This window comes from Gleimia hominis (assembly GCF_002871945.2).
Classification (GTDB): Bacteria; Actinomycetota; Actinomycetes; order Actinomycetales; family Actinomycetaceae; genus Gleimia; species Gleimia hominis_A.
Genome location: NZ_CP126963.1, coordinates 699,662 through 712,373 on the forward strand (window position 1 = coordinate 699,662; position 12,712 = coordinate 712,373).

General features: G+C 57.3%; 12 protein-coding genes and 2 pseudogenes. 2 read left to right on the top strand and 12 right to left on the bottom strand.

Going from position 1 to position 12,712, the window contains the following annotated elements; genetic code table 11:
* Positions 1 to 429 precede the first annotated feature (429 nt).
* From CJ187_RS03135 to CJ187_RS03145, 3 genes and pseudogenes are all read right to left on the bottom strand, one after another.
* Positions 430 to 801 (bottom strand): hypothetical protein, encoded by a 372-nt coding sequence (locus CJ187_RS03135; protein WP_102215791.1) that lies wholly within the window; start codon positions 799 to 801, stop codon positions 430 to 432.
* A gap of 422 nt (positions 802 to 1,223) precedes the next feature.
* Positions 1,224 to 1,694 (bottom strand): DNA cytosine methyltransferase, encoded by a 471-nt coding sequence (locus CJ187_RS03140; protein ID WP_233187282.1) that lies wholly within the window; start codon positions 1,692 to 1,694, stop codon positions 1,224 to 1,226.
* Between the two features lie 113 nt (positions 1,695 to 1,807).
* Positions 1,808 to 2,041: pseudogene (locus CJ187_RS03145) on the bottom strand (terminase); the annotation flags it as partial.
* Between the two features lie 31 nt (positions 2,042 to 2,072).
* On the opposite strand from CJ187_RS03145, the gene CJ187_RS03150 reads away from it, so the two are divergent.
* Positions 2,073 to 2,294, top strand: a complete 222-nt coding sequence (locus CJ187_RS03150; RefSeq protein ID WP_102215790.1) for a hypothetical protein — start codon at positions 2,073 to 2,075, stop codon at positions 2,292 to 2,294.
* Positions 2,295 to 2,404: 110 nt separating this feature from the next.
* Here the strand turns inward: CJ187_RS03150 and CJ187_RS03155 are convergent.
* The 9 genes and pseudogenes from CJ187_RS03155 to CJ187_RS03195 form a co-directional block, all read right to left on the bottom strand.
* Positions 2,405 to 2,578 (bottom strand): annotated as a pseudogene (locus CJ187_RS03155) (HNH endonuclease); the annotation flags it as partial.
* Positions 2,579 to 2,740: 162 nt separating this feature from the next.
* Positions 2,741 to 3,136 (bottom strand): competence protein ComFB, encoded by a 396-nt coding sequence (locus CJ187_RS03160; RefSeq protein WP_102215789.1) that lies wholly within the window; start codon positions 3,134 to 3,136, stop codon positions 2,741 to 2,743.
* On the bottom strand, positions 3,105 to 3,419 hold the full coding sequence (locus CJ187_RS03165) for a hypothetical protein (RefSeq protein ID WP_146003040.1): 315 nt from the start codon (positions 3,417 to 3,419) through the stop codon (positions 3,105 to 3,107). Before CJ187_RS03165 ends, CJ187_RS03160 begins: the two co-directional genes overlap by 32 nt.
* 414 nt (positions 3,420 to 3,833) lie before the next feature.
* On the bottom strand, positions 3,834 to 5,990 hold the full coding sequence (gene der, locus CJ187_RS03170; protein WP_233187347.1) for a ribosome biogenesis GTPase Der: 2,157 nt from the start codon (positions 5,988 to 5,990) through the stop codon (positions 3,834 to 3,836).
* A gap of 99 nt (positions 5,991 to 6,089) precedes the next feature.
* Positions 6,090 to 6,836 (bottom strand): pseudouridine synthase, encoded by a 747-nt coding sequence (locus tag CJ187_RS03175; protein ID WP_102215788.1) that lies wholly within the window; start codon positions 6,834 to 6,836, stop codon positions 6,090 to 6,092.
* Positions 6,833 to 7,417, bottom strand: coding sequence for an SMC-Scp complex subunit ScpB (gene scpB / locus CJ187_RS03180; protein WP_102215787.1), 585 nt, complete (start codon positions 7,415 to 7,417; stop codon positions 6,833 to 6,835). Before scpB ends, CJ187_RS03175 begins: the two co-directional genes overlap by 4 nt.
* Positions 7,418 to 7,522: 105 nt before the next feature.
* Positions 7,523 to 8,419 (bottom strand): segregation/condensation protein A, encoded by an 897-nt coding sequence (locus CJ187_RS03185; protein ID WP_233187281.1) that lies wholly within the window; start codon positions 8,417 to 8,419, stop codon positions 7,523 to 7,525.
* A complete protein-coding gene (locus CJ187_RS03190) occupies positions 8,406 to 9,272 on the bottom strand; it encodes a ParA family protein (RefSeq protein ID WP_102215786.1) in 867 nt (288 codons plus the stop codon). Before CJ187_RS03190 ends, CJ187_RS03185 begins: the two co-directional genes overlap by 14 nt.
* A gap of 34 nt (positions 9,273 to 9,306) precedes the next feature.
* Positions 9,307 to 10,224, bottom strand: coding sequence for a site-specific tyrosine recombinase XerD (locus CJ187_RS03195; RefSeq protein WP_102215785.1), 918 nt, complete (start codon positions 10,222 to 10,224; stop codon positions 9,307 to 9,309).
* 270 nt (positions 10,225 to 10,494) lie between these two features.
* On the opposite strand from CJ187_RS03195, the gene tkt reads away from it, so the two are divergent.
* On the top strand, positions 10,495 to 12,570 hold the full coding sequence (gene tkt, locus CJ187_RS03200) for a transketolase (RefSeq protein WP_102215784.1): 2,076 nt from the start codon (positions 10,495 to 10,497) through the stop codon (positions 12,568 to 12,570).
* Positions 12,571 to 12,712: the final 142 nt, after the last annotated feature.

Consider the following 12,712-nt stretch of genomic DNA (forward strand, 5'->3'; position numbering starts at 1 on the left):
TTTAGATCATTTACCAACAGCTCTTCCTGTTGCATTGTTTGCCAAATCCATTTTTTTATCCTTTTGATCCTTGGTAGGACGTTTCGATTCGCCACGCAGCCAATCAAGAAAACCCATCTTCATCCCCTAAAAGAACAGACATGAAGATGGGCACCTACACATACACGCAGGTGCCCATCTAGGAGCAAGGCCACTCCGATTACTCATCGAAGTCCCTCAGTTCGCGTTAGCGCGCCGCTAACTAATGGTCATTCTTTCTGTTGTCCTCGCAGTTGTGTCAGGGAAACAACAAACGTTAAGCCGACTCCGAAAAGAAGAATCGGATTGAGTACTGTTGCCTTAAACACGGTTCTTCCCAACAGCATAAAAACAACCACTGAAGCGAGCGCGAAACCGATGGATCCGCACAGGTAACACACGATCCGTCGCTTACCAGCAGAACGTTGCCACACCGGTTAACCCACCTCCAATACCGCCAACGATACTGCCTAGAAGTCCGCCTGAAACAGTTCCAATAACTGGCACGGTAACAGTTCCAACCGCAGCTCCGCCAAGCCCAAGAGTTCCTGCACCCGTCACAGTTCCACCACCTATCCCGGCGAGGCACTTACCCACACTTCGCGTTTGATACAGTTCGGAAACTGAGATGAGAAGACCGTTCTCAATCTTGGCGTATTTCACGTGGACAGGAGCACCAGTAACATCAACAGCAGTCACAGGTAACTGCTCAGTCATTCCGTTCTGTGAAACGGTCAGGTTCGTCAGATCAATGTCAACACCGTCTGCTGGGGTGAAGAGCATTGAACGCGCATCAATATACGTAAGCGTTCCCGCAGACTGCTGATAACTCGCTGAACTTGACTGGACAGGTTCAGCAATCTCGTCCGCTACAGCAAACGTTGCGCCTTGAAAAACCAGAACGCAACTGGAAACCAGAACGATAGCGTCCTTTTTGATACTCGTGATTCTTCCTCTTTGTGTGTCTCACTGCCAGCTCAGATGCTGGAAGCCTCTGTTCCGCAGCGCGCGTTGGTGCTTGCTGCAGGGAACCATCATTTATGCAACACCTTGGCTACCTAAAAGCTGGTGGTTTAATTAGACACATTCAGCTGCGCCCGTGTCAAAAGGTTTCATCCCCGAATCTCACCCCCGAAATCCCCGGGAATGGCTACCGCTTACAGCACCAGCAGCCCGCGTGAGTATCCCTGATGCTGCTCTGGGGCTCAAAAAGAACCTCGGGGGCAACGTTGGCCTACAAAATCTGCGGTAAGGAAGATGCGGCGGCGACGTTGGGGCACTCCGAAGTGTTGACCATCCAACACCCGCCACGCAACCGAGAATCCACCAACCACAAGCACTCCCGCTGTCGGCCAGTCTTTTCTAGGGATAGGTACAGTGGGCGCCTCCGGCTCTGCGACCTGGACAAGCGAGGTGAGGACGGCTTGGAAGTGTTTTCCAGCGACGGAGAGATTTTGGCACCGACTGCCGAAAGTAATCACGTCCACCGGCTCAACATCCGCGCCGTAGATCGCGTTCACGTCACCCAGGTGCTGCACCTTCGGTAGGCGCTTCGTGGTGACCAAGATGGGCAGGAGCTCAATCTTTGAGACCCATATTGGCTCGATGCCCACGTAGAGTGCGGCGAGTGGGAATCCTCCTGAGCCGTCAAACAACGAACCCAACGTCAACATCATGAGCGTTCCCGTTCGACTTGTTTCACCAAATCCAGGAACGCAAACTGTTTCCCACCGCGCACGCAACTAATGCCAGCCTGCATCGAATTCCTGATTGGATATGCCAGCAAATCCAGCGGCTTACCATCACGCTGAACCTCAGACAGGTATTCGGAAGGCTCCGGCATCTCCGTACCGTCCAGCGCGGCGCCCTCGCCAATATTGCCACCTTGGAAATCGAGCGGGTCAATTGTCGGGTCTTCCAGGCGTGTGGCAGGGCGCCCCTTGGCGAGCTTCTCATTCAACGCATCCGATTTCGCACCAGCCCGCACCCGCAGGCCATCACGATTCGTACCATCTTTCACCATATGGATGTCTCCTCAGGTAGGATACTGCCTTGTGGGCAAGAGAAAGAAGACATCACACGGCGACTTATTGACATGGCTGGGCATCGGATTGTTGGGCATAGCCTCCATTGCGGACGTTTTGATTATTTTCACCGACAACTACGCGAGAAACCTGCTACTCACTGTGCCTCTGTGGTTCGCAGGATTTGCCTGTTTTGTTGTGATTGGCCAACAAGAAAATAAGAAAAAGAAACGACGCAAGGTCCGCAAATAATCAGCATGAGGGGTAATCCCCCGTTTGATTCGGAAACTTTGTGCGCGGTGGGCCCTGCCTGCTGATCAGCCGAAAACCCGAGAGATGGAGAGCCCCCAACCTCACACAGAGGGCGGGGCGGTGATGTAGGCGCGGATCTTCCGCCAGCTGGCGCCGTATCTGCGGTTGATCTTCGGGTCACGTTGGAAGCGCCGGTAGCGTTCGTCCTCAGCTTCGGCGTGCTGCTCGCAGAAGCGGTTGTGGGTGAGGTTTGGGGAGCAGGGACGCGCAGGTCGCTTCGGCATCAGCGCGCGTCCCTTTCCCCGACGCGGCGAAGCCCAAAGGTTCCCGGTGAGTGGGTTCCTTGGGGCTACTCCTATTTTTCAACCACCTACATCATGACAGGCTCCGAGGCGGCTTTGCCTCGCACGGTTCGGATACTCGCTAACGCTAAAGCAGTTTTCGTGTCAGCCAAACTCAAGCCCGTTTTGGTACTGCTGATTGAATGCGGTCAAAACACCCGCCGCGTTAGCGGATCCCACAACCTGGGAAAGCAGATCAATAGCTTCCGGGACTGACATCGGTTCGTCATCATATGCTGCCATTAAGGAAGCGTTGTCGGCGAGGGGAGCTTTTGGTTTCGCACTGTGCTTCTCACCTTTCAAACGTGTCGTGATACCACCGAGGATGAGTGTCAGATTGACACGTTCCGTGTTGCTAAGAAACATCCTGCACAGGTAAGCATCATAAGGCTTATCCGCGCTATATTGCACACAACCAACTAGAGTCAACAGCACATCCTTGAGACTTGCCACCTCATTCTCTAGAGAATCAATCCGTTTTAGGTAGTCCGCAGATTCCATCGAATTTTGCTCCTAGATTTACGAACTGGCTACCGCCAGAACGTATCATTCCAGCGATACCTTTCAGCGCGTGCTTAAGGACCCAAGTTCTTGCCCCGCGCTCTTCCACGAGTGGGTCTTGAGCCGATTTATCGGAAGAACTTACCGGCTGCTGTGCTTCTAGCGTTATTTCGGCATTAGGACTAACCTCATCCGCAACTGCAGTGGAAGTAAAACCTACGCTACTGATCAGCAAGGTCAAAGAAAGTCCTATAGCGATCAGACCGTTCTTTAAAGTCTTCATGAATCTTCCTCACAACGGGGCAGTCATTTAACCAGTTCATCCTATTCTACTTGCCGGTGGTTGATCGCTAACCGTTGTCCCACCCTCATCGGCAGCAAACTTCTTTCCCCGACGCGGCGAAGCCCTCGGAGACCGTTTTTTACGATCCCCTAGGGCTACTCCTATTTTTCAACAGCTTACATCATGACAGGCTCCGAGGCAGTTTTGCTTCGCACGGTTCCTCGCACGGTTCGGATACCCTTCGGCGCAACGGGTGCACACCATGGGACGGGCAAGGCGAACTCACCCGTCGCCCGATAGCCCGCCTACGCTATACCAAATCCAAATGTGCTTCGCCTGCGTCCAACCCTTGCAAGCCTCACAACTCATCTACATCTACATCGTCTGGAATCCAACGTTTTCCGATCGCTCGGTTTACTTACGCCGCTTCTCTCTCACACGCACACTTATCTGAATGGGCGTGCCCGGGAAGCCCCACAGTTCCCGTAACTTCCGTTCGATAAACCGCCGGTACCCCGGATCCAAAAATCCGGTAGTGAACAGCACGAACCGCGGGGGACGGCTCGATACCTGTGTGCCAAACAAGATTCGCGGCTGTTTACCACCCCGCACCGGGTGCGGATTAGCTGCTACCAGTTCACCGAGGAACGAGTTCAGCTTTCCTGTCGAGATTCGCGTTTGCCACCCAAGTAGCGACTGGTCAATTGCGCGCACCAGCCGGTTAGTGTGCCACCCCGTAGCCGCAGAAATGTTTACGCGCGGTGCCCAACTCACCTGATGAAGATCCCGCGCAACTTCGCGTTTAAACTGCGCCTGCCGATCGACATCCACCTTATCCCACTTGTTGTTAACCAAAACGAGTGCGCGACCCGCATCCACGGCCTGCTGCACGATCCGCACGTCCTGCTCTGTTAACTCCACCGACGCATCCAGGAGCACCAGCGCCACCTCTGCTTTTTCCAGGGCCGCTTGCGTACGCAAAGCCGCGTAGTAGTCCGCGCCCGTCGAGCGGTGTAGCCGCCGCCGCACCCCCGCGGTATCGACAAACCACCAGGGCCGCCCATCTACCTCAATCAGCTCATCGACCGGGTCGCGGGTGGTTCCCGCCATATCGTGCACCACCACGCGTTGCGCACCCGCTAACTGGTTCAACAAACTCGACTTCCCCACGTTCGGCCGGCCTATCAGCGCTATCCGCCGCGGCCCACCTTCAGGAAGGGCGGGTGCCACCGCAGATTCCTTCGGTAAAACATCCACCACACGGTCCAGCAGGTCCCCGCTGCCCCGCCCATGCAGGGCTGACACCGCAATCGGCTCGCCCAAACCAAGCGACCACAACATCGCGGCATCCGCCTCTTGGGCTTCAGAATCAATCTTGTTAGCCGCCAGCACCACTGGTTTACCACTGCGGCGCAACAAACGGATTAGACGCTCATCCGAATCCGCCACCCCAACCGAAGCGTCCACCACGAACAGCACCGCGTCCGCCATCTCAATCGCCAGTTCGGCCTGCAGCGCCACCTCCTTATCTAAACCTTTCACGGTCGCATCCCAACCACCGGTATCGACCAATGTGAAATCCTTACCCGCCCAGTTCGCCGGATACGAAACCCGGTCACGAGTAACTCCAGGCTGGTCTTGCACCACGGCAGCGCGCCGCCCCAAAATGCGGTTCACCAGCGTGGACTTACCCACGTTCGGCCGGCCAATCACCGCCAAGACAGGTGCGCCCGCATGCGATTGCTCCTGCCCATCAGCTGGCGCCTGCCCATCCAAAACCGCGGCGTCATTATCACTTAACTCGTACGCATCCAGGCTCGCGCGCATAGCTCGGGCCCGGTTATCTTCCGCAACGCGCTTAGCCTGCAGTTCCTGGATCCTCTCAATCACCAGGTCCAGCACACTATCCATAGTTTCGTCCACACTCAGTGCCGACGAATCCAGCGTCGCTACTCCCTCAGCGGCCGACGTGAAATTAACTACCGTAGAATCCTTCGCATCCCGATCCACCACCTGTGCGCGTGTCTGCGCCTCAAGCGCCTCATCAGATTCACCGTCGTGCAACTGTTTAGTACGCCGATTCAAACGCGCTTTCTGGGAAGCCGTCAACAGCAGCCGCACCGGTGCCTGCGGTGCTACCACCGTAGTGATGTCGCGGCCCTCAACGACAATGGGAACGCCCGACGCCTCACTGGTGGCAATAATCTCCTGCTGGCGCCGAACTAACCGCTCGCGCGCAGACACGTTTGTGGACACGGTAGACACGTTCTCGGTAACGGCCTGCGACCTGATCTCATCGGTCACATCCGTAGCCCCAACGAGCACGCGAAACTCATTAGGATCGGTCGAAATCGCGAGCGGAAACGAATCTGCTGCCCCGGCTACCGCCTCGGCGTCACCAATCAAGTCGTTCTCCATGCAATACCACGCCAACGCCCGGTACATCGCGCCCGTATCCAGGTACTCGCCGTCAAGCAGCGTAGCCAGCTTACGGGCAATCGTCGACTTCCCACTGCCAGAGGGCCCGTCGATCGCCACAACCAAACCCAACGCGTGGGCCTCATGCGCCATCGCATCAATCGTAACTTCATCTTTCACAGTCTTATCCCTCCGTGACAATCCGCCATCCACGCACCGACAATTCCACAACCGCGGCGTGCACGGTTGCTGTTATAGCCCCACGCACCGGTACAGTTCTTGCAGCACGTCCCCTTCCACCTTCCGGGTAACGCCCGGGTGTAGCCGCCCGATTTTCACGGGCCCAAACTCTGTGCGCACCAGTTCAATCACCGGAAATCCCATTTCTTCCATGAGGCGGCGCACGATGTGGTTGCGGCCTTCATGCAGCGTAAGCTCGACCAAAGTGAGGTCGCCGTAGTGGTCTGTAATCTGGAAATCGTGCACTGTTACGGGCCCATCTTCCAGCTCGACGCCGCGTTTCAGGCGTTTCCCCAGCCCGCGCGGGACGTCCCCCGACACGGTGGCTACGTATTTCTTTTGAACCTCGTAGGAGGGGTGCATTAGGCGGTGTGACAGTTCCCCATCATTAGTGAGCAGGATCAGGCCCGCCGTATCTGTATCCAACCGGCCCACGTGGAACAGGCGCTGGGAGTACTCAGTGGTGTAGTCCGACAGGCATTCGCGGCCCTGCGGATCATCCATGGTGGAGACAACTCCCATTGGCTTATTCAACGCGATCGTGAGCGTGTCCTCGTCTAGCATGAGCCGGTCTCCGTCCACGTGGATCACCTGTTTCGTCGGGTCGACGCGGGTTCCAAGTTTGCGAACAACTTGTCCGTCAACCGTGACGCGCCCCGACGTGATCATTGTTTCCGCATGCCGCCGAGAAGCGATACCGGCTTGGGAAATAACCTTCTGTAGCCGCACACCGTTTTTCACGTGTGGATCTTTTCTCACTTTTCCTCCAAAGTTTTTGATATTTCTGACAGTTCGTCGCGTTTGGGCAAGTGGGGTGCCAGCGGAGCGAGTTCGTCAAGGGACGCAATCCCCATGCGTTCCATGAACTCGTTTGTGGTGCGGTACAGGCTGGCGCCCGTGAGGGTTTGCCCATCTTCCGTAACGAGCCCGCGGGCCTGCAGGTTGCGCACCACAGAATCAACGTTCACCCCGCGGATCTCGCGAATGCGCGCGCGGGTGATTGGTTGTTTGTAAGCGATTATCGCCAGCGTTTCTAAGGCTGCGCGCGAGAGTTTTTGCGTTCCTGTTCCCACGATGAACTGGGATACTAGGGGGTCGAATCGGGGCGCTGAGTAGATTCGCCACCCGTTGGCGATGTTGCGCAGTTCAAACCCGCGGCTTTGAGTTTCGTATTCGCGTGCGAGGCCTTGCAGGCACTGCTGCACGGTTTCCACGTCTACCTCGAGTGCGCGCGCAAGATCGGTTTGTGAAACCGGTTGATCTACGACCATTAAAATTGCTTCGAGGGCACCTGCGAGCTCGTTGCCCGACAGGGATCGCAGCGTGTTGGCTTGTTGCATCTAGTGTTGACCTCCCGCCAATAACTCCGTTTCTAGTGTAGCGGCCCAAGCTGCGTTTGACGAGCGTGGCTCCTCACCCGAACTAGGTTTGACGAGTCTGGTACCTCACCCGAATTCATCCATGCCCCGCAGCCAGGTGGTTTCCTTGTCAGCCCGACCTGAGGACAAGTGTACGTGTAGGGGTTCGAGGGCCGCCGCTTGTTCGAACCAGACGACGCGTTCGCGATACAGGTTCAAAAGCGCCAAAAATCGCGATACCACCGTGTTTAAATCGGGAGCGTCCGCGCACAGTTGCGTGAAGGTTTGCTGTGGCTCTGCGGCAAGTTTTTCTACAATTATTTGCGCTTGAGGGCCAACGGGCACCAGCGGGTCATGCAGGTGCGTGAGAGTCACGCGTTCGGGTTGGCGCGTGAGTACCTCCGCGGCGATCACTGCGAGCTCCGGCCCGTTCACTTCCCACCTCAGTTGCGGTAAAAGCTGCGCGAATTTTGGTTCGAGGGGAACGCTCCGCGCGTGATATCGGGCGCCGCGTTCTAACAGTGCCCCTTGGATCTGTGCTACCTCTTTGTACGCGCGGTATTCGAGAAGGCGAGCAAACAGGAGATCGCGTGCCGCGAGGAACTCCAGATCTTCTTCTTCCTCCCCGGTCGGCTCGTCGGGCAGTAGTGAGCGAGCCTTCATGTCCAAGAGGGTGGCGGCAACCACCAGGAAGTCACTCGTGGCAGACAGGTTTGGAAATGCCCGCATGTACGCTAAGAACTCGTCGGTCACCTGCGCTAACGCCACCTGGGTGATATCCAGTTCGCGCTTCGAAATCAGCCCCAGCAGCAGGTCGAACGGACCCGAAAACACTTCCAGGTCCACGGCGAACGCCGGTTGCTTAGGTTGGGTTTGAGCAGCCGGTTGCTTAGGTTGGGTTTGAGCAGCCGGTTGCTTAGGTTGAAGCGGATCCGCCGGCGGTTTAGGTTGGGTGTGGTTAGCCGGCTGTTTAGGCTGCGTCACCGCGAGCAATAACTTCCCGTGCTAAACGCCGGTAGGCGTGCGCACCCGCGTGCGTGGGAGCGTACGTGGTGATCGGTTCCGTAGCCACTGAGGCGTCGGGGAATTTCACGGTGCGGCGAATTTCCGTGTCGTACACTTTGTCACCAAACGCCTGTTCCAAACGCTCCAGCACTTCCCGGGCATGCAACGTGCGGGTGTCAACCATGGTTGCGAGCACGCCATCGATCTTGAGATGCGGGTTCAACCGGTCGTGCACCATCTCAATAGTGTCCACCAGGAGCGCCACCCCACGGAGCGCGAAAAACTCTGTTTCCAACGGGATCATCACGCCGTGCGCAGCCGTGAGCGCGTTCACGGTAAGCAACCCAAGCGACGGTTGGCAATCGACAAGAATCACATCGTACTCATCCGTAATCGGACGCAGTGCACGCGCCAGCGCCTGTTCGCGCGCCACCTCGTTAACCAGCTGAACTTCTGCGGCCGACAGGTCAATATTCGCGGGTACCACGTCGAGGTTATCCACCTTGGTTCCCACAATCGCGTCCTCAATCCGCGCCTTGGAATCCATCAGCAAGTTGTAAATCGTCAGGTCCATGTCCGGGGCGTTTACCCCCAAACCAGCACTCGCCGCACCCTGCGGGTCAAAGTCAACTATTAAAACGCGACGCCCGTACTCCGCCAATGCCGCCGCCAAATTAATGGTGGTTGTGGTTTTCCCGACCCCACCTTTTTGGTTACACATGGCAATAATTCGCGCCGGCCCGTGTTCATTTAAAGGTTCGGGCACGGGAAAATCCGGGTCACTACCCTCTTGAGGGGGAACTGGCACTAAAGGTGTTTGAACGTCGCTCACACATCTAGTTTAAGGCATAAGTAAAAACCATGGGTCACCGCGCTCGCGGGTGCGTGGTCGCGTGAACCTCCTGCAGGGTGGAGATCGAGACTTTAGTGTAGATCTGCGTGGTGGTTACCGACGCGTGGCCAAGTAGTTCCTGTACGTCGCGGATTGAGGCGCCACCTTCGAGCAAGTGCGTGGCAAACGAGTGTCGCAACGTGTGGGGCGACACGCCCTCAACGTGGGCTTGATCCGCACATTTACGCACCACTTCCCACGCACTCTGGCGCGACAACCGCTGCCCGCGCTTGTTCAAAAAAAGCGCGTGGCTCACCGGCTGCTGCTTTGCCCGAGCAGCTAACTCGCCGCGGGCATGCAGATAGTTCACCAGGGCCTCACGCGCGTACTTACCCAGGGGAACCAACCGCTCTTTGGAACCTTTGCCCCACAGGCGCACGTGCGGGAACTCGCCCTCAAGGTCAAAATCGTCCGCGCTCAGCGCAACGAGTTCACTGATGCGCGCCCCCGTTCCGTAAAGCAGTTCCAGTAGTGCGCGGTCGCGCAGACCTATCGCACCCGGCGTGGAAGCGGCGGCCGCTAGCAGCTCCCCCACTTGATCGATCGTGAGGGCCTTAGGTAGTGAACGCACTTGTTTGCGCGGCTCCAGGTCTGCACTCGGATCCTCAGTTAGTACGTCCACGCGAATCAGGTACTGCAGCCACGCGCGGACGGATGCGCGATACCGATTAATCGTCGCGGCTGCCATGGGCCTACCTGTCACCTCTCCACTAGCGAGCTGCGTGAAGAACTGCGTCAGCTGATCCGTGGTGATTGCTTCCGGGCTTTGCACAGTGATGGGCAGCCAGTTCAAGAACGCGCGCAAGTCCCGTCCGTAGGCAGCAACCGTATTCGGTGAGCGGCCCTTGTCGACGGTTAGATAATCCAAAAAGTCTTTGACGTACCGGTCCAATTCGCACTCCCACCTTTACGGACGCTTAGAATGTAGTGTAGAACGCATTTCCTAGTTGAAGAGGATGGAAACGAGACTACACGTGACTCACGCCCTACTAGATAATCACAACTAATGTTATGTTTAACAGTAATGATGTTAATTAAATGGGTGTGAGTGCCTTCGCTAAACATTGATGACGCGGATGGCGCAGCGACTAACACTAGAGATTAAACCCAACCCAATGGTTACCGACCATTGAGACACCTACGACAAGAGAGGTTGTTACACATGTCCCTCGAATGGACCGACCTAGATTCTCGCGCGGTAATTACAGCAAAAACGCTCGCGGGCGACGCAGTGGAACAAGCTGGATCGGGCCACCCCGGTACCGCCATCTCCCTCGCGCCCCTCGCCTACCTACTGTTCCAGCGGCACATGAAGCTGGACCCGAAAGATAAAGACTGGCTCGGACGCGACCGGTTCGTCCTGTCCGCCGGCCACGCCTCCCTGACGCAATACATCAGCCTGTACCTAGGGGGCATGGGGCTGGAACTTGAAGATCTGAAGAAGTTCCGCACGTTCGGCTCCCGCACCCCGGGCCACCCCGAGTACAGCCACACGGACTTCGTGGAAATCACCACCGGCCCGCTCGGCTCCGGCCTCGCCGCCTCCGTGGGCATGGCGATGGCGCAGCGGCGCGTGCGCGGCATGATGGACCCGGATGCACCAGAAGGGGAATCCCCGTTCGACCACAAGGTTTACGTAATCGCAGGCGACGGGTGCTTGCAAGAAGGCATCTCCTCCGAAGCCTGCTCGCTGGCGGGCACCCAGAACCTCGGGAATCTAATTCTGATTTGGGATGACAACCAGATTTCCATTGAAGACGACACCAACATTTCCTTCAGCGAGGACGTGTTGAAACGCTACGAGGCATACGGCTGGCACACGCAGACTGTGGACTGGACCAATAACGGGGGCGAATACCACGAGGACGTGAACGCGCTCGACGAGGCCCTGACCCGTGCGGAAGAGCAGACGGATAAGCCGTCCATCATTGCGCTGCGCACCATTATCGGCTGGCCCACCCCGGGTAAGCAGAACACCGGCTCTATCCACGGTTCCGCGCTTGGAGATGAAGCGCTACGCGGACTCAAAGAAGCTCTGGGAGCAAACCCGGACAAGATGTTCGACGTGGACGAAGAAGCAGTGCAGCACTCGCGCGAAAATGTGGCTCAGCGGGGGCAGCAGGCGCGTGCTGAATGGGACAAGAAGTACGAGGCGTGGCGAGACGCTAACCCCGAGAACGCGAAACTCTTAGACCGCCTGGTCGCGCATGAACTGCCGGAAGGCTGGGAGAAGGCGCTGCCAACCTTCGAAGAAGGCAAGTCCTTAGCTACACGCGCGGCTTCTGGCACTGTGCTGAACGCGATCGCTGATGTGCTTCCCGAACTGTGGGGCGGGTCCGCCGACCTCGCGGGTTCGAACAACACGTTGATGAAAAACTATCCCTCGTTCCTACCGGAAGAGCGCCAGTCGAAGATGTTCTCTGGCAACCCGTACGGCCGAAACCTCCACTTCGGGGTGCGTGAACACGGGATGGGCGGGATTTTGAACGGCATTGCCCTCAACGGCCTCACCCGAGTGTATGGCGGTACGTTCCTCGTCTTCGCCGACTACATGCGCGGAGCAGTTCGGTTGGCTTCAATTATGAACCTGCCCGTAACCTACGTGTGGACCCACGATTCGATCGGTGTGGGTGAGGACGGGCCCACCCACCAGCCGGTTGAGCACTTGACGGCGTACCGGGCGATTCCGAACCTGTCCATTGTGCGGCCCGCAGACGCGGCAGAAACCGCGCAGGCGTGGAAGGCCATTTTGGAACAGCGCGGCCCCGTTGGCTTGGTTTTGACTCGTCAGGGCCTGCCCAACCCTGCGCGTGGTGCAGACACAGGCTTGGCTTCTGCCGAAGGCCTGGCTAAAGGTGGTTACGTGCTCGCAGACTGTGAGGGCACTCCAGACATCATCTTGATGGGCTCCGGATCAGAAGTGCAGTTAGCGCTCGAGGCGCGGGAGAAACTGACCGAAGAAGGGGTGAAGGTCCGCGTCGTGTCGATGCCGTGCATGGAATGGTTCGACGCTCAAGATGAGGAATACCGCGAATCAGTACTGCCCGCGGATGTGAAAGCTCGCGTGTCCGTCGAGGCAGGTTTGGACACCCCGTGGATCAAGTACATCGGTGACGCGGGCAAGGCAGTTTCAATGCACACCTTCGGCGGAGTTGGGCCCGCTGACGAACTGTTCGAGCACTTCGACATCACCACGGACCACGTGCTCCGGGCAGCCCACGAGGTGTTAGGCAAATAGCTTTGTTTCCATCCCACTAGCTGCCCGGCTAGATGCAGGAAGCTAGAGGGGGAACGAGTTTTCACGAGGGGGTTGCGACCGCTTAGTCGTAACCCCCTCTCTTTTTGCTCCTAACTGTCCCGATCCCACGCCTTGCACCGCA

What these genes read in the sequence shown, in the direction of transcription:
- CJ187_RS03135 (WP_102215791.1), bottom strand. Translation starts at nt 801, where the DNA reads ATGCTCTTCACCCCAGCAGACGGTGTTGACATTGATCTGACGAACCTG.
- CJ187_RS03140 (WP_233187282.1), bottom strand. Translation starts at nt 1,694, where the DNA reads ATGATGTTGACGTTGGGTTCGTTGTTTGACGGCTCAGGAGGATTCCCA.
- CJ187_RS03160 (WP_102215789.1), bottom strand. Translation starts at nt 3,136, where the DNA reads ATGGAATCTGCGGACTACCTAAAACGGATTGATTCTCTAGAGAATGAG.
- CJ187_RS03165 (WP_146003040.1), bottom strand. Translation starts at nt 3,419, where the DNA reads ATGAAGACTTTAAAGAACGGTCTGATCGCTATAGGACTTTCTTTGACC.
- der (WP_233187347.1), bottom strand. Translation starts at nt 5,990, where the DNA reads ATGGCGCATGAGGCCCACGCGTTGGGTTTGGTTGTGGCGATCGACGGG.
- scpB (WP_102215787.1), bottom strand. Translation starts at nt 7,417, where the DNA reads ATGCAACAAGCCAACACGCTGCGATCCCTGTCGGGCAACGAGCTCGCA.
- tkt (WP_102215784.1), top strand. Translation starts at nt 10,495, where the DNA reads ATGTCCCTCGAATGGACCGACCTAGATTCTCGCGCGGTAATTACAGCA.